19 protein-coding genes are annotated in these 19,598 nt (G+C 66.5%); 10 read left to right on the top strand and 9 right to left on the bottom strand.

Going from position 1 to position 19,598, the window contains the following annotated elements; genetic code table 11:
* The first annotated feature begins 9 nt into the window (after window positions 1–9).
* The 4 genes from ACSQ8Y_RS01415 to ACSQ8Y_RS01400 all read left to right on the top strand — a co-directional run bounded on the left by ACSQ8Y_RS01415 (window position 10) and on the right by ACSQ8Y_RS01400 (window position 4,088).
* Window positions 10–804, top strand: a complete 795-nt coding sequence (locus tag ACSQ8Y_RS01415; RefSeq protein ID WP_436264689.1) for a PhzF family phenazine biosynthesis protein — start codon at window positions 10–12, stop codon at window positions 802–804.
* Window positions 805–973: 169 nt separating this feature from the next.
* Window positions 974–3,379 carry a TonB-dependent receptor plug domain-containing protein gene (locus ACSQ8Y_RS01410; protein ID WP_436264688.1) on the top strand — a complete coding sequence of 802 codons (2,406 nt, stop codon included), beginning with the start codon at window positions 974–976 and terminating at the stop codon, window positions 3,377–3,379.
* Window positions 3,380–3,523: 144 nt separating this feature from the next.
* Window positions 3,524–3,790 (top strand): hypothetical protein, encoded by a 267-nt coding sequence (locus tag ACSQ8Y_RS01405; RefSeq protein ID WP_436264687.1) that lies wholly within the window; start codon window positions 3,524–3,526, stop codon window positions 3,788–3,790.
* 7 nt (window positions 3,791–3,797) lie between these two features.
* Complete coding sequence (locus tag ACSQ8Y_RS01400) at window positions 3,798–4,088, top strand: type II toxin-antitoxin system RelE/ParE family toxin (protein ID WP_436264686.1); 291 nt, start codon at window positions 3,798–3,800, stop codon at window positions 4,086–4,088.
* 19 nt (window positions 4,089–4,107) lie between these two features.
* Here ACSQ8Y_RS01400 and coaD read toward each other — a convergent pair whose 3' ends face one another.
* The 5 genes from coaD to ACSQ8Y_RS01375 all read right to left on the bottom strand — a co-directional run bounded on the left by coaD (window position 4,108) and on the right by ACSQ8Y_RS01375 (window position 9,673).
* Window positions 4,108–5,244 carry a pantetheine-phosphate adenylyltransferase gene (gene coaD / locus ACSQ8Y_RS01395; protein WP_436264685.1) on the bottom strand — a complete coding sequence of 379 codons (1,137 nt, stop codon included), beginning with the start codon at window positions 5,242–5,244 and terminating at the stop codon, window positions 4,108–4,110.
* 32 nt (window positions 5,245–5,276) lie between these two features.
* A complete protein-coding gene (locus tag ACSQ8Y_RS01390; RefSeq protein ID WP_436264684.1) occupies window positions 5,277–6,656 on the bottom strand; it encodes an ATP-binding protein in 1,380 nt (459 codons plus the stop codon).
* Complete coding sequence (locus tag ACSQ8Y_RS01385; protein ID WP_436264683.1) at window positions 6,653–7,312, bottom strand: response regulator; 660 nt, start codon at window positions 7,310–7,312, stop codon at window positions 6,653–6,655. Before ACSQ8Y_RS01385 ends, ACSQ8Y_RS01390 begins: the two co-directional genes overlap by 4 nt.
* Window positions 7,313–7,342: 30 nt before the next feature.
* A complete protein-coding gene (locus tag ACSQ8Y_RS01380) occupies window positions 7,343–8,884 on the bottom strand; it encodes a Do family serine endopeptidase (RefSeq protein ID WP_436264682.1) in 1,542 nt (513 codons plus the stop codon).
* Window positions 8,885–9,214: 330 nt separating this feature from the next.
* Window positions 9,215–9,673, bottom strand: coding sequence for an Hsp20 family protein (locus ACSQ8Y_RS01375; protein ID WP_436264681.1), 459 nt, complete (start codon window positions 9,671–9,673; stop codon window positions 9,215–9,217).
* A 201-nt stretch (window positions 9,674–9,874) separates the two neighbouring features.
* Here ACSQ8Y_RS01375 and ACSQ8Y_RS01370 point away from each other — a divergent pair, with 201 nt between their 5' ends.
* Entirely contained in the window at window positions 9,875–11,773 is a 1,899-nt protein-coding gene (locus tag ACSQ8Y_RS01370; protein ID WP_436264680.1) for a M61 family metallopeptidase, read from the top strand.
* Window positions 11,774–11,883: 110 nt separating this feature from the next.
* On the top strand, window positions 11,884–12,231 hold the full coding sequence (locus tag ACSQ8Y_RS01365) for a hypothetical protein (RefSeq protein ID WP_436264679.1): 348 nt from the start codon (window positions 11,884–11,886) through the stop codon (window positions 12,229–12,231).
* A 34-nt stretch (window positions 12,232–12,265) separates the two neighbouring features.
* Here the strand turns inward: ACSQ8Y_RS01365 and ACSQ8Y_RS01360 are convergent, their stop codons facing one another.
* From ACSQ8Y_RS01360 to imuA, 3 genes are read right to left on the bottom strand one after another with little or no spacing between them, the layout of a single operon-like run.
* Complete coding sequence (locus ACSQ8Y_RS01360; protein WP_436264678.1) at window positions 12,266–13,021, bottom strand: alpha/beta hydrolase family protein; 756 nt, start codon at window positions 13,019–13,021, stop codon at window positions 12,266–12,268.
* 31 nt (window positions 13,022–13,052) lie between these two features.
* On the bottom strand, window positions 13,053–14,528 hold the full coding sequence (locus ACSQ8Y_RS01355) for a Y-family DNA polymerase (RefSeq protein ID WP_436264677.1): 1,476 nt from the start codon (window positions 14,526–14,528) through the stop codon (window positions 13,053–13,055).
* Window positions 14,455–15,180 carry a translesion DNA synthesis-associated protein ImuA gene (gene imuA / locus ACSQ8Y_RS01350; RefSeq protein ID WP_436264676.1) on the bottom strand — a complete coding sequence of 242 codons (726 nt, stop codon included), beginning with the start codon at window positions 15,178–15,180 and terminating at the stop codon, window positions 14,455–14,457. Before imuA ends, ACSQ8Y_RS01355 begins: the two co-directional genes overlap by 74 nt.
* A 145-nt stretch (window positions 15,181–15,325) precedes the next feature.
* Here imuA and ACSQ8Y_RS01345 point away from each other — a divergent pair, with 145 nt between their 5' ends.
* The 4 genes from ACSQ8Y_RS01345 (at window position 15,326) to ACSQ8Y_RS01330 (ending at window position 18,400) form a co-directional block, all read left to right on the top strand.
* Window positions 15,326–16,576: a putative Na+/H+ antiporter gene (locus tag ACSQ8Y_RS01345; RefSeq protein ID WP_436264675.1), complete on the top strand. Its 1,251-nt coding sequence runs from the start codon at window positions 15,326–15,328 to the stop codon at window positions 16,574–16,576.
* Window positions 16,576–17,187, top strand: a complete 612-nt coding sequence (locus ACSQ8Y_RS01340; protein WP_436264674.1) for a class I SAM-dependent methyltransferase — start codon at window positions 16,576–16,578, stop codon at window positions 17,185–17,187. The genes ACSQ8Y_RS01345 and ACSQ8Y_RS01340 overlap by 1 nt, the downstream gene beginning before the upstream one ends.
* Window positions 17,188–17,305: 118 nt before the next feature.
* Window positions 17,306–18,181 carry an SPFH domain-containing protein gene (locus tag ACSQ8Y_RS01335; RefSeq protein WP_436264673.1) on the top strand — a complete coding sequence of 292 codons (876 nt, stop codon included), beginning with the start codon at window positions 17,306–17,308 and terminating at the stop codon, window positions 18,179–18,181.
* A 12-nt stretch (window positions 18,182–18,193) separates the two neighbouring features.
* Entirely contained in the window at window positions 18,194–18,400 is a 207-nt protein-coding gene (locus ACSQ8Y_RS01330; RefSeq protein WP_436264672.1) for a hypothetical protein, read from the top strand.
* A 6-nt stretch (window positions 18,401–18,406) separates the two neighbouring features.
* Here the strand turns inward: ACSQ8Y_RS01330 and ACSQ8Y_RS01325 are convergent, their stop codons facing one another.
* Window positions 18,407–19,597: an extracellular catalytic domain type 1 short-chain-length polyhydroxyalkanoate depolymerase gene (locus tag ACSQ8Y_RS01325; protein ID WP_436264671.1), complete on the bottom strand. Its 1,191-nt coding sequence runs from the start codon at window positions 19,595–19,597 to the stop codon at window positions 18,407–18,409.
* Window position 19,598: the final 1 nt, after the last annotated feature.

Genomic DNA, 19,598 nt, shown 5'->3' with positions numbered 1-19,598 from the left:
GAGGGAACCATGATTATTCACAAACTGAAATGCTTCGGCGGCGCGCTCGGCGAAGGCAACGCGGCGCTGGTGATACTGGGCGACAACAGCAGCGAGTACGAACGGCAGCAGTTCGCGCGCGCGCAAAACCTCAGCGCCTGCGTTTTCGTCAACGCCAGCCCGCAGGGCGAGGCGACCCACGTGCTGGACTATTACTACCCCCATATGCGCAGCCAGCTCTGCCTGCACGCGACGCTGGCCGCCGCCCGCGTGCTGCTGCAAGAGCGCGACGGCCCGCTGCCGGTGCGCACCGCGATGCGCGGTCAATTGCTGCTCGTGTCCAAAAATGCCGCCGGCGTCTACGTCCGCCTGCAGCGCCAGCCTGCGCCGGAAGTGCAAGTGACGCCGCAGATGGCGGCCGAACTGCTCGGCAAGCCCGGGCTGGCGCTGGCGTCGGCGCCGGTGGTGGCCTCGGTCGGCAGCCCCAAGCTGTTGATCGAAGTGCAAGACAGCGCCACGCTGCAGGCGCTGCACCCGGACCTGCAGCGCATCGCCGCCTGGGGCGGCGCGCACGCCATCAGCGGCTGCTACGTCTACGCGCAGCGCGCCGACGGCAGCCTGGAGGGACGCAACTTCAACCACCTGGACCCGGCGCTGGAAGACAGCGCCACCGGCGTGGCTGCCGGCGCACTGACCTTGCACCTGGGCCGTCCGCTCACCTTGCACCAGGGCGCGGGCACCGGCCAGCCCTGCGTGCTGCGCACCGCGCTGGACGGCGAATCTGTCCTGGTCGGCGGCGCGGCGGTGTTCGCGGCGGGCGCCTAGCTGCCTGCACCTGTAGCTGCCTACACCATTTGCTGCCTACACCATTTGCTGCCGTACACAATAGAAAATAAAGTTATTGTGTAAAAATGGCACAAACTTACCTTTCGTAACTTTCAATCGGGCGCGCTTCCTTTAAAATCCTGCGGAAATCTTTCATCAGGAGAAACAAGTGCCTTCCATTTCCGTTCTTCGCCACGCCGTCCTGCTCAGCCTGTACGGCAGCGCAGCACTGGCCGCCTTCGCGCCAGCCGCCCACGCCCAGGCTCAAGCCCAGAGCGCCGAGGCCAGCGCCGCCCCCATCCAGTCTGTCAGCGTGGTCGGTTCGCGCCGCGCCACCAGCTCGGCCACCAACACCGTGGTGCCGGTCGATGTGATCCCGATGAACAAGGCCAGCGAGCAAGGCGCGCAGTTCGACCTGTCGCAAACGCTGACCTACGTCTCCCCCTCGTTCAACTCCACCCGCCAGACCGGCGCGGACGGCGCCGACCTGGTCGACTCCGCGGCGCTGCGCGGCCTGGGTTCGGACCAGACCCTGGTGCTGGTGAACGGCAAGCGCCGCCACACCACCGCCCTGGTCAACCTGTTCGGCGCGCGCAACCGCGGCAACACCGGCACCGACATGAACGCCATCCCGCTGCTGGCCATCAAGGACGTGCAAGTGCTGCGCGACGGCGCGGCCGCACAGTACGGCTCGGACGCGATTGCCGGCGTCATGGACATCGGCCTGAAGAAAAGCCTGGGCTGCGAAGCGGTGACCGGCTACAGCCAGTACGCCGAAGGCGACGGCAAGAACTATATGGCGTCGGCCTACTGCGGCGTGGCCATGGCCGGCGGCGTGGTCGGCATCACCGGCGAATACCTGGACCGCGGCCGCTCCAACCGTTCCGAGGCGGGCAACCCGCGCATCATCGGCGACACCAAGGCCGAGAACAAGACCGTGTACGTGAACGGCGAAATCCCGACCGTCCCGGGCGGCAAGTTCTACTTCACCGGCGGCGCCCAGACCAGGGAAGCGTCCAGCGCGGCCTTCGCACGCGGCGGCATCGGCAGCGACGACATCCCGTCGCGCAACTCGGCGGCCATGTACCCGAACGGCTTCGTGCCCTTCATCAACGGCGACATCGACGACCGCTACGCCACCGTCGGCCACCGCGGCCAGATCGGCGAATGGAATGCGGACTTCTCGCAAACCTACGGCTACAACAAGATGATGTACAACATCAGCAACACGCTGAACGCGTCCATCGCCAACGCCGACCTGCTCAAGGGCGGCAAGGGCATCAGCCCCAGCGCCTTCGGCGCGGGCGGCTTCTCCTTCCGCCAGCTGACCAGCAACGCCGACTTCAACCGCTTCTACAGCGGCGTGATGCAGGGCCTGAACGTGGCCTTCGGCGCCGAGTACCGCAGCGAGCAGTACAAGATCTTCGCCGGCGAAACCGGCTCCTACAGCGACGCCGACGGCGTCGGCTTCGGCGGCAACGCCGGCAGCCAGGGCTTCCCCGGCTTCCAGCCGGCCGACCGCAGCAACGCCAAGCGCCACAGCAGCGCCGCCTACCTGGACCTGGAACTGGACGTCAACGAGCTGACCAAGGTGCAGGGCGCGGTCCGCCACGAGCGCTACAGCGACTTCGGCTCGACCACCACCGGCAAGCTGGCCGCCAGCTACCGCGTGGCCCCGGCCGTGCTGCTGCGCGGCTCGGCCAGCACCGGCTTCCGCGCGCCGTCGCTGCAGCAAGTGTATTTCTCGTCGACCTTCACCGACTTCATCGGCGGCGTGCCGACCGACGTGGTGCTGGCGCCGAACGGCGGCGCGGTCGCCAACGCGGCCGGCATCCCCAAGCTGAAGGAAGAGAAGTCGACCAGCTACACGCTGGGCACGACCTGGACGCCGAACAGCGCCGTGTCGGTCACGGCCGACCTGTACAGCATCAAGATCAAGGACCGCATCGTGCTGTCGGGCCGCTTCAACGCCGACAACTACCCCGACCTGGCCGACCGCCTGGCCAAGCTGGGCGTGGGCGAGGCGCAGTTCTTCGTCAACTCGGTCGACACCAAGACCTCCGGCCTGGACCTGACCGGTTCGCACAAGGGCAGCCTGTTCGGCAACAAGCTGACCACCTTCCTGGCGATGAACCTGAGCAAGACCGAAGTCAAGGGCATCCACGCGCCGGCCTCGCTGCAAGGCTACGAAGACGTGCTGCTGTCCGAGCGCGAGCGCCTGTTCATCGAGCAGGGCGGCCCGCGCCGCAAGGCCACCCTGGGCTTCGACTACGTCACCGGCGCCATCGAGACCGACCTGAAGGTGATCCACTTCGGTCCGCAGACGCTGGGCACCTTCAGCGGCACGGCCGCCGGCGTGCCGAACGCCAAGTACGAAGCGAAGACCTCGGCCGACCTGAGCTTCACCTACAGCATCAACAAGAACGCCAAGTTCACTTTCGGCGGCGCCAACATCTTCAACGTCAAGCCGACCGCGCAGAATCCGGACGAAACCGACAACGGCTTCAAGTACGACAGCGTGCAGTTCGGCCTGAACGGCGCCTCCTACTTCGGCCGCCTGTGGGTCAAGTTCTGATGCTCGAAGCCTAAGCTGACACAGCTTGAATGAAACGCCCGGCGCAGCGATGCGCCGGGCGTTTTTTCATGCCCTGCGTTGATCCAGCGCAGCATCGACGCAAAACCGGCGGTGCTACAATCAAGACTCCATGCAGGAGGCCATATGCCAACCCTAACCATTCAAATTCCGGACAATTTGCATTCTGAGCTTATGGACGCGGTAGAGCAGCGCGACATTCCTCTGCAAGAATTCCTGACGATAGCGATCACTGAGGAAATCGATCGCGAAAAGAACCGCCAAGAGGTGGAGCGCCGCTATGAAGAGTATCTGCGCACGGGGATTGCTTACACCCTCGATGAAGTCGAAGAGCATATGGAAAAATACGTAGCAGAACGGTCAGAGCAGAGCAAGAAAACGCAGGCAGGTTAAGTCTGCCATGACTACGATTGTGCTGATGCCGCAGGCTAAGGACGATCTCGAAGAAATCTTCAACTATTTGGCGCAATTTTCGGTCGGCGACTCTGCCGCCAAGATCGCAGTACTTAGGGACAAGCTAAAGATACTCGAACAAGCCCCTTTGCTCGGCAGACCCATACCGAACAGCAAACGCGAACTGCTTATAGGCAAGCGCCGTCACGTTTATGTCGTACAGTATCAATTCAATCAAGCGCACGACATAGTCCATATCACCAGCATCCGTAACGGCCGATTATCGTCCAGGAATTGAAGTGGCCGCTCGCCGGCCCTTACAGCCCGGCGATTTCATCGCTCATGTTGGCGATGGCCTGTGCGTTGTATTGGTCGGCGAAGAAGGGGTCGCCGAACAGGGTGCCGGCTTCGGCCTTGTGGCGCAGATAGGTCAGCACCTGGCCGCGCTGGGTGGCGTAGCGGTCGTCGGAAACGTGGCGGTATTCGGCGCGGATGCCTTGCGTGTAGTGCCGGTACACGTCCTCGCTCTGGCCCAGGATGGCCAGGTCCACGCTGAGCATGGTTTCCTTCAAAGGGTGGGCCACGCCGGCGCTCTGGAAGTGGTCGGTGGCCCGTATCAGCGCGGCGACGTCGGCCGCGATGTCCGGGCCCAGGCCGCTGGCCAGCCACAGCTGGGCGCTGGCCTCCTCGCTCGAGATGCCATTGGCGGCGTGCTCGTACACCGCGTCGTGGAACCAGAACGCCGCCCGCACCTGGTCGGCATCGCGCCGCGCGGGGCCGACGTTGGCGCTCCAGGTGCGGATCTCGGCCAGGCCGTGCACCAGGTGGTCCAGGTTGTGGTAGTGGCGCCCGGCGCCGCCGTAGGCGCCCGGGCCGGTCAGGCGTTCGAACCACTGCTCGGCGTTGGCGGCGGCGGCCGGGTCGGCGGCGCCGCCCTGCCACAGCGCATCCCACTCCTTGCGCAGCCAGCTGATGATCCAGGCCTTGTAGGCCGGCGCGGGCACGAAGTTCTTCATGGTCCAGTTCCAGCCCACCGGCCCCTCCAGCGCCTTGACGAAGCTGGAGCTGACCGAACCGAGGTCGCGCGGCGGCATCACGAACAGCGTCTTGGCGCCGCCGATCACGTCCACATTGGTTTGCTGGATCAGGTTTTCATAGTCGAAGTCGGCGGTGGTGCGGATGCCGCGCATCAGGTAGTCGATGCCGTGCTTCTTGGCCACGCGCGCGGTGTAGTCGCTTTTCACGATCTGCACCTGCACATTGTCCCAGCCGCGCTCGGCGCAGCTGAGCAGGATGATGTCCTTGCGCTGCTCGGCCGAGAACTTGGGCTGCTTGGTCGAGTTCTCCGACAGGAACACCACCACCTCTTCCGCGATGGTGCGGGCCTCGCCGATCACCCACATGTGGCCGTTGGTGATGGGGTCCAGGGTGCCCGAAAAGCCGATCTTCTTCATGCGCTGCTCCGCTGCCAGGTCAAAACGCCATTCTAGCCGGACACAGCCTTTCCTGTTACGGGAAACTCGACTTTCACTTTCAGCCCGCCCAGCCGCCCGGACTGCTCCAGCGCCAGGGTGGCGCCGTGGCGCTCGGCGATGGCCTTGATGATGGCCAGGCCCAGCCCGCTGCCGCCGGCCGAACTGCCGGGCACGCGGTAGAAGCGGCTGAACACGCGCTCGCGCTCCTCCGGCGAAATGCCGGGGCCGCTGTCCTCGACGCACAGCACCGGGCCGCGCCCGCTGTCGCCCTGGCGCACTTCGACGTCCACCGTGCCCCCGGCCGGCGTGTATTTGATGGCGTTGTCGACCAGGTTGCGCAGCAGGATCAGCAGCGCGTCGCCCTGCCCCGCCACGACGGCCTCGTCGGCGTGCTGCAGGCCCAGGTCGATCTCGCGCGCCTGCGCCGCGCCCACCATGTCGCCCAAGGTGCGCTTGGCCAGGTCGGCCAGGTTGACGCTGTCGAACTTCTGTTCGGCGCCGCCGGACTCCTGCCGCGCCAGCACCAGCAGCTGCTCGACCAGGCGCGTAGCGCGCTCGATGCCGGCCGTCAGGCGCCCGACCGCGACCGCGCGCGCGTCGGCGTCCTCGGCGCGGTCCAGGCTGAGCACCTGCAGCTTGAGCGCGGCCAGCGGCGAGCGCAGCTCGTGCGCGGCGTCGGCCACGAAATGCTGCTGCGCCTCGAAGGCGGTCTTGACGCGGCCGAACAGCAGGTTCAGTTCCTGCACCAGCGGTTTCACCTCGTCCGGCAAATCGTTTTCCGACACCGGCGACAGGTCGTCGGCCTGGCGCGCCGCCACCTGCTTGCGCACGCGCGACACCGGCGCCAGCGAACCGCTGACCACCCACCACACGACCAGCATCAACAGCGGCGCCATCAGGGCGATCGGGGCCACCGTGCGCAGGGCCAGCGCGCCCGCCATGCGCTGGCGCACCGCCATGTCCTGCGCGATCTGCACGGTCTGGTTGCTGGTCTGCACCGAGAAGATGCGGTAGGTGGCGCCGTTCACGCGCACATTGGAAAAGCCCAATACGGCGCGCTGCGGCAGTTCGGCGCGGGACAGCGAACGGAACACCTGCACGCCGTCCGGCGTCCACACTTGCACCACCATGTCGTCGTTGCCGGGGTCGGCCGCCGGACCGTCGGCGTGGTTGGACAGCGGCGCGCTGGAACGCAGCGACAGCGCCATCTGCTGCATGTGGTAGTCGAAAATCTCGTCGGCGTCGCTGCGCGCGCTACGGTAGGCGATGAAGGCCTGGGCCATCGCGGCCAGCACGATGGCCGCCAGCAGGAACCACAGCAGGCGCGCGCGCAAGGAGTGCGAGACCGACTGCGACACGGACTGCGACATGGACGCCACCGACACCTTCATACGCGCGGCACCATATAGCCGAGGCCGCGCACGTTCTGGATCAGCTCGCTGCCCAGCTTCTTGCGCAAGCCGTGGATGTACACTTCCACCGCGTTGCTGTTCACTTCATCCTTCCAGCTGTACAGTTTTTCCTCCAGCTGGGCGCGCGAGAGCACGATGCCGGGGCGCGCGATCAGCGCCTCCAGCACCGCCCATTCGCGCGCCGACAGGTTTACGCTCTGGCCGTTGGCGATCACTTCCCGCGTCTGCGGGTTGATCGACACGCCCTTGTGCTCGAACACCGGCTCGGCTCGGCCGGCCGAACGGCGCAGCAGCGCGCGGATGCGCGCCAGCAGCTCGTCGAGGTCGTAGGGCTTGAGCACGTAGTCGTCAGCCCCGGCGTCCAGGCCGGCGATGCGCTGGTCGACCGCGTCGCGGGCGGTGGCCACCAGCACCGGGGTCAGCTCCTTGCGCAAGCGCATCGAGCGCAGCACTTCCAGGCCGTCCTTGCGCGGCAGGCCCAGGTCGAGCAGCACCAGGTCGTAGGTCTGGGTCTGCAGGGCGGTGTCGGCCATGTCGCCGTCCTTGACCCAGTCGACCGCGTAGTGCTCGGCCCGCAAGAGGTCGAGCACCACCTCGCCTATCATCGTATCGTCTTCCACCAGCAGCAGGCGCATGCTTATTCCTTGTTGTGATTAAGCCGCATGTTAGCCTATGCGCACCGGAATGAAGATCTTCTCATCCCCGCGCTGGATCAGCAAGGCCACCGACTTGTCGGATTTGGACATCACGTCGCGCACCTGGTCGATGGAGTTGACCGCGCGCCCGTTCACCGACAGCAGCACATCGCCCGGCTGCACGCCGGCGTAGGCCGCCGCGCCGGCCGCGTTTTCGATCAGCAGGCCGGACGCGATGCCGGACTGGCGCTTCTCGAGCGGGTCGAGCGGGCGCAGCGACAGGCCCAGCTTGACCTTGCTGCTGGCGCTGTCGTCCTGGCGCGCCCCATCGGCCAAACTGCCGGCCACCTTGTCGGCCGCGTTGCCCAGCTTGCCGCTCAGCTCGACCGCCTTGCCCTGGCGCCAGACCTCCAGGGTCACCTTGTCGCCCGGCATGGCCAGGCCGACGATGGCCGGCAGGTCGCCCGAGGCGATGATTTTCTGGCCGTTGATCTTGCGGATCACGTCGCCCGGCTTCAGGCCGGCCTTGTCGGCGGGGCCGCCCGGTTCCACGTTGGCCACCAGCGCGCCCTCGGGCGTGTCGAGCTTGAAGGAATCGGCGAAGCTCTGGTTCACTTCCTGCACCGTCACGCCGAGCTTGGCGTGCGCGACCTTGCCGGTGGAGACGATCTGGTCCTTGATCTTGGTCGCCACGTCGATCGGGATGGCGAAGGACAAGCCCTGGTAGCCGCCGGTCTGGCTGTAGATCTGCGAGTTGATGCCGATCACCTCGCCGCGCGTGTTGAACAGCGGGCCGCCCGAATTGCCGGGGTTGACCGCCACGTCAGTCTGGATGAAGGGCACATAGCTGTCGTCCGGCAGCGAGCGGCCCTTGGCGCTGACCACGCCGGCCGTGACGGTGCTCTCCAGGCCGTACGGCGAACCGATGGCCAGCACCCAGGCGCCCACCTTCAGGTCGCTGGTGCGGCCGAGCGGCACCACCGGCAGGTTCTTGCCGTCGATTTTCAGCACCGCGACGTCGGTTTTCGGATCCGAGCCCAGCACCTTGGCGCGGTATTCGCGGCGGTCGGTCATCTTCACGGTCACTTCGCTGGCGTCGCGCACCACGTGGGCGTTGGTCAGGATGATGCCGTCCGGGCTGATGATGAAGCCGGACCCGACGCCGTGGGAAGGCATGGGACGCTCGCCGCGCGGCTGGCCGGGCTGCTGCTGGAAGCGGCGGAAAAATTCGAAGAAGGGGTCGTCGCCGAAGGGATCGCGGCCGCGTGCCTGGGCCCCGTCGTAGCCGGTCTTGGTGCTGCCGGTGACGCTGATGTTGACCACGGCGGGGCCGTTGCGCTCGGCGATCACGCTGAAGTCGGGCATGGCGATCATGGGCGCTGCCACCGGCACGGCGGTGTTGGCCGGCGCGGCGGCAGCGGCAGGCGGCACGGCCAAGGGCGCGGTCTGCGGAGCGACGGCGTTGGCGTTATTCTGCTGCACCACCACCGCACCGCCGGCACCCAGGGCACCGAGCACGGCCAGGGCCAGCACGCCGCGTTTCATGGTTACGGAAACAGGTTGTTTGTTCATCTCTGCACTCCTGACGAATGATGATTTTAAATACGTTGGGGCTTAATCGATGTGACCAATATGGGGCAGGAGACTTAGGTGCCGCTTAACGCGCGGTTTGCTTACGGTTGCTTACCATTGCTTACGATTGCTTGCTATTGATGGCCGTTGCTCACTATTGCCACCGTTGCCACCGTTGCCACCATTGCCGCCGTTGCCATCATTGCCGCCATGACCGCCATTGCACGCCGGACGTGCAACTGGCCGGATTGCCCGGCCAGTCGGTACTACTCACTGCTACTCAGCTGCTACTCAGCTGCTACTCAGCCATTACTCAACAACCATCACCGCTCAGGCGGCTTGGCGCTGCTCCAGCGCGGTCACGTTGTCGGTGCCGTCGATGGAAATCTTACGCGGCTTCAAGGCTTCCGGCACTTCGCGCACCAGTTCGATGGTGAGCATGCCGTTGTCGAATGCCGCGCCGGTCACCTTCACGTGGTTGGCCAGCTGGAAGCGCTGCTCGAAGTCCCGCGCCGCGATGCCGCGGTGCAGATAGGTGCGCTCCACGCCGTCGCGCTGCTTGCGGCCCACGATGTGCAGGGTGTCGCGTTCGCTGGTGATGTCGATTTCCGAACGGTTGAAGCCTGCCAGCGCCATCACGATGCGATACTGGTCTTCGGAGACCAGTTCGATGTTGTACGGCGGATAGCTGGGCTGGGCGTCGCCGCGCTGGGCGTCGTTCAGCAGCTGGGCCAGGCGGTCGAAACCGATAGCGGAACGATACAGTGGTGCAAGGTCAAAAGTACGCATGATAAATATCCTTTCAAAGTTAAGCGATATGGTCTGGCGGTCCCCTTCTGGGCAACCGCTGAATCCGATATACGGCTGCGGCACCCGTCTTTCAAGGGCTGCTTTTCAAATTTTTAGCGACACACTTTGAAACAAATTCGTCGTTTCCTGCATGCTACACTCGGCGTCTTTCGACCTCGACGCCATCGCGCCATGACCCTGATGCACAAATCCCTGCTGGCACTGCTGGTGACATCCAGTCTTCTTCTGCACGCCCGCGCCAAGGCGGCAGCGGACACCATCCCGACGCCGGTGGACCAGTCCTACCCGGGCACCATCCTGCTGAAGGTGGACGCTTCCAACACCGCGCAGCAGATTTTCCGCATCACCGAAAGCATCCCGGCCAAGCCGGGCAAGCTGACCCTGCTGTATCCGCAGTGGGTGCCGGCCAACCACGGCCCCAGCGGCCCGCTGAACCAGTTCGCAGGCCTCAAGCTGAGCGCCAACGGCAAGCCGCTGGCCTGGAAGCGCGACACCGTCAACGTGCACGCCTTCCACATCGAGGTGCCGCGCGACGCCAAGAGCGTGGACGTGGAATACCAGTACCTGTCGCCGACCGAGGCGAACCAGGGCCGCACCACCATCACCGGCGAGATCCTGGGCATCCAGTGGCATTCGATGGTGCTGTACCCGGCCGGCCACTCCGCGCGCCGCATCACCGTGCAGCCCAGCCTGACCCTGCCGGAAGGCTGGCAATACGGCAGCGCGCTGGAAGAGGCCGACCGCAAGGGCGACACCGTGCAATTCAAGCCGCTCGACCTGGAAACCATGGTCGATTCGCCGCTGTTCGCCGGCCGCTACTTCAAGCGCTACGACCTCGACCCCGGCGCCAAGGTGCCGGTGTACCTGAACGTGGTGGCCGACACGGCCGAGGCGGTGGAAGCGAAGCCGGAACAGATCGAACTGCACCGCGCCATGGTGCAGCAGGCCTACAAACTGTTCAACTCCTACCACTACCAGCACTACGATTTCCTGCTGGCCCTGAGCGAGGAATTCGGCGGCATCGGCCGCGAACACCACCAGTCCAGCGAAAACGGCGTCAAGCTCGACTACTTCACCGACTGGGCCAAAGCCGAGTCGGTGCGCGGCCTGCTGCCGCACGAGTTCACGCACTCGTGGAACGGCAAATTCCGCCGCCCGGCCGACCAGAACGTCCCCAACTTCAACACCCCGTTGCAGAACAGCCTGCTGTGGGTGTACGAAGGCCAGACCCAGTACTGGGGCCAGGTGCTGTCCGCGCGCTCGGGCATGATCAAGCTGGACAGTGTGCGCGACATCTTCGCCGCCACCGCCGCCCGCTACGACAACATGCTGGGCCGCAGCTGGCGTCCGGTGCAGGACACCACCAACGACCCCATCATCAACGGCCGCCGGCCGCAAGGCTGGACCAGCTGGCAACGCGGCGAGGACTACTACAACGAGGGCGCCCTGATCTGGCTGGACGTGGACACCAAGATCCGCGAGATGTCGGGCGACAGCAAGTCGCTGGACAACTTCGCGCGCAACTTCTTCGGCATCGACAACAGCGCCTACGTGGCCAACCACTACACTTTCGAGGATGTGGTGAAGGCGCTGAACGCGATCCAGCCCTTCGACTGGGCCGGCTTCCTGCGCAGCCGCCTGGACGGCACCGGCCCGGCGCCGCTGGACGGCCTGACCCGCGCCGGCTGGAAACTGGTCTACGCCGAGACCGCGACGCCCTACCTGAAGGCGGCGGAGGAGCGCAGCAAGATGACGGACTTCCAGTACTCGCTGGGCTTCTCGCTGACCGCCGAAGGCAAGGTCGAGGCGCTGCAATGGGAAGGCCCGGGCTTCAAGGCCGGCATCGGCGGCGGCACCACCGTGCTGGCCGTCAACGGCACCGCCTACAAGCCGGACGTGTTGCGCGCCGCCGTCACCGCCGCCAAAACCGGCGCCAAGCCGATCGAGCTGCTGGTCAAGAAGGGCAGCAAGTACCGTACGCTGCTGATCGACTACCACGGCGGCCTGAAGTATCCGCGCCTGGAGCGCATCGCCGACACGCCGGACCGTCTGCAGGCCATCCTGTCGGCAGTGAAATAAGTACTGAAGTCAGCACGCCGCAGGGCTCACCGGCGGCGGCTCCTGCCATCCCGGCCGGTTGAGCCGGATGGCAGGAGGGCGCCGCGCCGGATTTGGTGTATGCTGCGGGCATGAACCAAGATACCGACATCCAGCTCAGCGGCCCTTTCAAGGCCACCGACGGCGCCGGCCGCGCCATCGACATCAAAGCCCTCCGCATTTTCGACGAGGGCTACGGCGTCATCGACTTGTACGTGGACCTGGCCGCCCCGGCGTCCGACGGTTTGCACAAGGACAAGAAATTGCTGGCCGAGATCAGCGCCCACCTGCGCAGCCTGGGCTACGCGGGACCGGACGTGACGGCGGGCGATCCCGTGGTGCAGGAAAAGAAACTGATCGTGCTCGACACGCCGGACGAGTTCCTGCCCTTCGCCGTGCGCAAGGGCTGGAAAGACCTGACATCCGAATTCGACGAATAAGCCCCTGCCTTTCCATCGTTTCCACAGATAGTTTCTACAGATAGCGGCTGCTCCAGGCCGCGATCAGATCGGCCACGTACACGGCGTCTTCGCGCCGTGTCAGCAGGTGGTCGGCGTCGTCCAGCGAGATAAAACTTTTCGGGTGGCGCGCCGCCGTGAAAATGTCCATCGCATTACGCACCGCCACCGTATCGTCGCCCGGCGCGTGCATCACCAATAAAGCCTTGCGCAGTCCCGCGATATGCTCGCGCAGGCTGTGCCCGCCCACGTCCTCGACGAACTGCTGCTTGATGCGGAACGGCCGCCCCGCCAGTTGCACCTGCGCCTCGCCCTCGGTGGCAATCTGCTCCAGGTGGGCGCTGAACATATTGGTCACATAAGCCGGTTCGCCCGGCGCGGCGATGGTCACCACCGCCTTGGCCTCAGGCACGCTGGCGGCCGCGGCCAGCACCGCCGCCCCGCCCAGGCTGTGGCCGATCAGGATGCGCGGCGCGGCGAATTTGTCGCGCAGGAAATCGGCCGCTTCCACCAGATCGGCCACGTTGGACGAGAAATTGGTGTTCTCGAATTCGCCCTCGCTGGCGCCCAGGCCGGTGAAATCGAAACGCAGCACGGCGATGCCGTGCCCGGTCAGCGCCTGCGCGATACGGCTGGCGGCGATCACGTCCTTTCCGCAGGTGAAGCAGTGGGCGAACAGCGCGTACGCCTTGGCGTCGCCGTCCGGGGCGTCCAGCCGGGCCGCCAGGCGGTGGCCGCTGGCGCCGGTAAATTCGTGTCGTTCCGCTCGCATGATGATTCCGTGGTGATGGCCATGCCACAGTCTAGCCGAACAAGCCGTGCAGATACCAGCGCGGCTCGGCTTCGCCTTCCTTGCCGCCCAGGCGCTCGCGGTAGACCCAGTAGTGCGCGTTGTCCGTGCCCTCGGCGATGAAGTAGTCGCGCGTCTGCCCTTCGCTCCACCAGCCGGCCTCGATGCGCTCGGCGTTCGACACCATGCGCAGCGGCGACATGTAGAACGGCCGGTGGTCGCGCATCAGCAGCGCGATCGGCTTGGGCAGCAGCCAGGCCGGGCGCGGCAGGCCGTGCGGCGGCAGGCGCGCGCGCGCATCGGCGGCGCGCAGTTTGTCGTGCACCGGCACCCAGGCGTTGGCCTGCTCGGGCCGGTAATCGGCCTGCGGCGCGGCCTTCAGCACATTGTCCTCGCCCAGCCGCGCCACCAGCAGCTCGAACAGCCGCTCGCGGTCCTCCTTGCTGCCGCCCGGTTCGGGGAACAGCGAGTCGGTCGGCGGCAGCATGGGCCGCACTTGCAAAGCTTCCAGGCACAAGCCTATCACCGGCGCCGCCAGCTCGGTCTTGCCCAGGCGTTCCTTGAGCAGGCGCAGCAGATGGTCGTCGCGCCACGCCGGCTCGGCCAACACCAGTTCGATGGCCGTCGCCGGCCGCGCCACCCTGCCCCGTTCATGCTCCAGCAGCAGGCTGACGCGCTCGACCGCGAACTGGCGCGCGCACAGCCAGCCCACCATTTGCTGCAGCAGGCGCTGCGCGCCGAACAGCAGCGCGTCGGCGTGCTCGATGCGGTCGAACAGTTCCAGCCTGGCGCTGAAGGTGGGCGGCGCTTCTATCCACTCGTGCATCTCCGGCACTTCGCCGTGGGCCGCGTCCAGCATGTCGAGCAGCGCGCGGCCGCAGCGGCGCTGCAGGCCGGGACGCGGCAGGCGCCGCAGGTCATCCAAGCTGAGGCAGCCCATGCCCTCGAACCAGCTCAGGAAAGGCCGCGCCGGCGGCAGCAGGCCGCTGGGCAGCCGCGCCAGGCGCCGCGTCATCGATGCGATTGTTAAAGAACGTCCGCCCCCACTGCGCGCCAACAGCCAGGCGCCGCGCGCGGTGGGCGCGCAGCTCAGTACGGCGGTAAAACCCAGCGCCCGCATGCTGTCCCGCACCAGCTTGCACAGCTTGACTATGCCGCCGAACAGGCGCAGGCTGGCGCCGATGTCGATCAGCAGCGTGCCCTCCTCCGCCTCGGCCACCTGCGGCGTGTAGCGCAGCAAGGCCATCGCCACCGCATGCAGCGCCTCCGCCTCGCGCGGCGGCGCGCGCTCGTGCAACTGCGCGTCCGGCGCCATCAGCAGCGCGCCGCCTCGCCGCATGCCCACCCGCACGCCGGCGGCATGGGCATGCGGCGACACAGCCAGCACCCCTTCCTGCTCCAGCACCACGCTGCAGCTATCCTCCGACCAGCTGGGGCAGAAGACTTCGAGCGGGAGCCGTGGCAGGTAGAGGCCGATCCAGAGACGCATGACGCTGTAGCAAAGAAGGTGGGAGTGGCAGGAACAGCGGCGTGTCGCGCTGCGGCCCCCGGCGTTTGACGAATTCGATATCGATGCCGCCGGGCGCGGTCCGCAGCGCAAGCCGCAGCGGCGCGGGCGAAGCATCCTGCGCGGCCGCCAGCGGACGCATCAGGCAAAACAGCGTATCCCCGCTTTGCGCCGCCAGATGCAGCCGGCGCAGGTTTTCGCTGCGTATATTGTGCTGCCACAGCAGCAGCGCGCCGCAGCAGCCGCTGCGCAGCACTTGCTCGGCCGCCCACAGCGCGTCGCCGCTTTTTCCGGTGGCGCGTATCCAGATCATTTGCGCCGGGGGCAGGCCCAGCGCAGCCAGCGCCAGCCCCTGCGGGATTTGCGGCGGCGCCAGCAGCACCACCTGCCGCTGCGCGGCCGCCACCAGCGCCGGGCGCAGCAAACGGATTTCGCCGATGCCATGTTGCTGCAACAGCAGTTCCGTCAGCGTGCCCAGCGGCCAGCCGCCGCCCGGCAACTGCGCCGACAGCGCCGCATAACCGGTGTCCAGGCAGCGCGTGGCCGCATGCGCCAGCTGCGACGCCAGCCACAAGGACGGGTGCAGGCTTTCTGGCGCAGTGAGGGATGCGGTGAGGGATGCGGTGAGGGGCATGGCTATTGAAACATCCAAAATACTGTATTAATACACAGTACTATTTGGACCCGGTTTTGGCAAGGTTTACTTGGTTTCCTTTGCCAAACTGGAAAAGTTACTCATGCTGTAAGATGCTCGAAGCCATCATTTTTTATGGATCCAAATGACCACCATCCAGCTTATCGGCGCCATCCTGTTCGGGCTCGCGCTGCTCCACACCTTCGCCGCCAAATCTTTCGAAGTGCTGGCCCACCGCCACCCGCGCCACGCCGGGCTGCTGCACCTGCTGGGTGAAGTGGAAGTGGTGTTCGGCTTCTGGGCCGCCATCCTGATCGCCGTGATGGCCATCGTGGCGGGCGGCCAGAACGCCATCGCCTACGCCGAGTCGCGCCAGTACACCGAGCCGCTGTTCGTGTTCGTGGTGATGGTGGTGGCCGCCTCGTGGCCGGTGCTGAACGTGGTGCAGCGCGCCCTGCAGACCCTGGCGCGGCTGGCGCCGATGCGCACCGAGGTGGCGCTGGCCTGGCTGGGCATGGCGCTGGTGCCGCTGACCGGTTCGCTCATCACCGAGCCGGCGGCGATGACCCTGGCCGCGCTGACCCTGGCACCCCTGGTGTTCCGCGACGGCATACCAGAATGGCTGAAATACGCCGCGCTGGGCGTGCTGTTCGTCAACGTGTCGATAGGCGGCACGCTGACCTCCTACGCCGCGCCGCCCGTGCTGATGGTGGCCGCCACCTGGGGCTGGGACAGCGCCTTCATGGCCAGCCAGTTCGGCTGGAAAGCGTCGCTGGCGGTGCTGGTCAACGCTACCGCCATCAGCTTCGTGCTGAAGCGCCATTTGCAGCCGGCGCCGGCAACGTCCAGCGAAGGCGCCCAGTCCCAAGTTCCGCTGCTGGTGTCGCTGATCCACCTGGGCTTCCTGGCGGCGGTGGTGCTGCTGGCCCACCATCCGGTGATGTTCCTCGGCCTGTTCCTGCTGTTCCTCGGCTTCACCCAGGCCTACCAGCGCTACCAGCAGCCGCTGATCCTGAAGGAAGGCCTGCTGGTGGGCTTCTTCCTGGCCGGGCTGGTGGTGCTGGGCGGCATGCAGCAATGGTGGCTGCAGCCCATCGTGTCCAGCCTGCAGCCGGTGGCGCTGTTCTTCGGCGCGCTGGGCCTGACCGCCATCACCGACAACGCCGCCTTGACCTACCTCGGCTCGCTGATCGACGGCATGGCGCCGCAAGCGCAATACATGCTGGTGGCTGGCGCCGTGGCAGGCGGCGGCCTGACGGTGATCGCCAACGCGCCCAACCCGGCCGGCGTGTCGCTGCTGCGGCGCGGCTTCCAGGACGAATCGATAGGCGCCATCGGTCTGCTGCTGGGCGCGCTGCCGCCGACGGCGGTCGCAGCGCTGGCCTTCTTCCTGTAATGGCCAGCCCCGTCAGCGGCACCGAAGGCTACGCCGAGACGGCGCACATCCTGCTGGAGCAATGGCAGGGCACGCCGTTCGAAGAGCACCACCGCATCGTCATGCATTTGCTGCCGCAGCAGCCCAGCCGCGTCGCCGACATCGGCTCCGGCATCGGCCTGGACGCGGCCGCTTTCGCGGCCATGGGGCACACGGTGGTGGCGGTCGAACCCACCAGCGCACTGCGCATCCCCGGCATCGCCCTGCACGACGCGCCCGGTATCGAATGGCTGGACGACAGCCTGCCCCACCTGGCCGTGCTGCGCGCGCGCCGCGCAACGTTCGACCTGGTCATGGTGACTGCCGTCTGGATGCACCTGGACGCGCAGCAGCGCCAGCAAGCCATGCCTGCGGTCGCCGCGCTGCTGCGGCCGGGCGGCACGCTCATCATCTCGCTGCGGCATGGGCCGGTGCCGCCCGGCCGGCGCATGTTCGACGTCAGCGGCGGAGAAACCATCGCGCTGGCGGCCACGCACGGCCTGCGGTCCATCTTCAGCGGCCACCGTGGATCTGTGCAGCAACACAACCGCGACAACGGCGTCCACTGGACGCACGTGGCCTTCACAAGCTGACGCGCGGCGCCATGTCTTGCAACCCGGCAGTCTTTATTTGCTGATAATTTACTTGACATCAATTCCGCGTCGCCCTAAAGTGATATCACTTTGATGTCACAACCACGAGGGGACCAGCATGAGTTCTGACCACACCCGCCGCGAAACGGCGTTCACTTCCACCAACGGCTACCTGGCCGCAGCGGGCGGGGTCGGCCTGCTGGCGCTCGCCGGTTTGACGCTGCGGGGCGGCATGCATCCGCTCGTGTTTGTCCTCGCGACCATCGTCGGCGTCGTCTGCCTCGCCGGCCTCTACATGCTGCAGCCGAACCAGACCGCCGTCCTGACGCTGTTCGGCAAATACATCGGCACCGACCGCGGCGAAGGCCTGCGCTGGGCCTTTCCCTTCTACGTCAAGCGCCGCCTGTCGGTGCGCGCCCGCAACCTGAACATGCCCACGCTGAAGGTCAACGACAAGCGCGGCAACCCGGTCGAGATCAGCGCCGCCGTGGTCTGGCGCGTGCGCGATACCGCCCAGGCCTTGTTCGAGGTCGACGATTTCGAACGCTACGTCGCCGTCCAGGCCGAGACCGCGCTGCGCCATCTGGCCTCGCAATACGCCTATGACGACGGCGACGACCTGTCGCAAGGGCAGACCACGCTGCGCGCCGGCATGGATGTCGTGGTGCAGGCGCTGAAGGTGGAACTGCAGGCGCGCTTCGAAGCGGCCGGCGTGGAAACGCTGGATGCCAAGCTGACGCACCTGGCCTATGCCCCGGAAATCGCGCAAGTGATGCTGCGCCGCCAGCAGGCCGAGGCCATCATCAGCGCCCGCACCAAGATCGTGCACGGTGCGGTGAGCATGGTCGAGGCCGCGCTGAAAAGCCTGGCCGAACGCGACATCGTCGAACTGGACGCCGAACGCAAGGCGGCCATGGTCAGCAATCTGCTGGTGGTGCTATGCTCGGACAAGGAAACCCAGCCCATCATCAACACAGGCACGCTGTACAACTAGCGGCAGAACAGCATGGCAAGCCCTGGCAAAAAAGCGTATCCGCTCCGTATCGATCCGGCGCTGTGGGATGAACTCCAGCGCCTGGCGGCGCGCGACCTGCGCAGCGTGAACGCGGAAATCGAATTCCTGCTGCGCGAGGGGCTGGCGCGGCGCGGCGTCAAGGTCGGCGGCAAAGCCGAAGCCGACGCCGACGCCGACAAGGAAACACCGGAGGAATAAAACGCCTCAGGCTTTCAGGCGTCGGTGCTTGGCGAAGAAATCGAGCATCATCTTGCTGGCGTCGGGGCCGGCCTTGGAGTTGAACGACAGCGCCGGATCGCCGCCGCTCCAAGCGTGCTCCAGATCGGCGATGCGCGCCACCCGCAGCAGCACCTTGCCGCCGGCGCTGTAGTCGCGTATCTCGTGCGCCAGGCGGGTGCGCCCCACCCTGGCGCGCTCCACCACGTTCACCTGCGTCCCCGCCGGCAAGCGGTTCAGCAGCAGGCTTTGCTGCACCAGCTGCGTCTGGTTGATGGGCCGCACCACCTTGTCGCCCTCGCCCTGGATCAAAATGGTGGGCATCACAGGGAAGCCGGGACGGCGCGCCAGCACCTGGCGGATCGCGATGGCGGCCTGCGGCCCGGCGCCGTGCTGCATCACCGTCAGCGCGCCAACCGTGCTGTGCCCTCCGCCATAAGCCGGCCCCGAATGCAGGCCCACGGCCGCAATCATGTCGGGATGGTTCAAGGCCAGGATGTTGGCCATGCCCGCCCCCGCCGAAATCCCGCACACATAGATGCGCCTGCGGTCGATCGCATACTCGCCGCATACCTTGGCGATGATGGCGGCGATCAGCGCGGTGTCGCCGCCGCCCTCCTGCGTGGCCTTGTCGTACCAGCGCCAGCAGCGGTGCGCCTGCGTGCTCGCCAGCTGCTGCGGATACAGCACGGCATATCCCTTCTGCTCCGCCAGCCGGTTCATGCGCGTGCCCTGCGCGAACTGCGTGGCGCTCTGGTGGCAGCCGTGCAGCATCACGACCAGCGGCAGGCCGGCGCGCCGCGCCGCCTCGGGCGCGTACTGCGGCAGGTACAGCCAATAGCTCATCGGCTGGCTGGGAACCTGCCCCGCCTGCGGCATTGCAGCATAGTGCGATGCCAGCCACCGGCCCGGCAACACGCTGACATTCGGCCGCGCGTGCTGGCGTAGCGGCATGCCGTCCGGCGCCGCAGGAGCCCGGCTCACCTGCGGCTTGGCGGCCGAGACGGGAGCGGCCCGGGACCTTGCCGTAGCCACAGTTTTTGCCGGTTTGGCGGTTTTCTTCCTGGGTTTGGCTTTCGCCGTGGGCGCCGCGAACAGCTGAGTCATCAGCTTTTGCTGCGATTTTCCTGCCTTGGTGAGGCTGCGCAGCAAACGTGCGCCAAAGATGGGCTTGGCCATG

Origin of the sequence: Pseudoduganella sp. LjRoot289 (assembly GCF_964252925.1) — a bacterium.
Classification (GTDB): domain Bacteria; phylum Pseudomonadota; class Gammaproteobacteria; order Burkholderiales; family Burkholderiaceae_D; genus Rugamonas.
The sequence above is the reverse complement of the archived record's forward strand: the minus strand, read 5'-3'. Positions and strand labels throughout refer to the sequence as shown.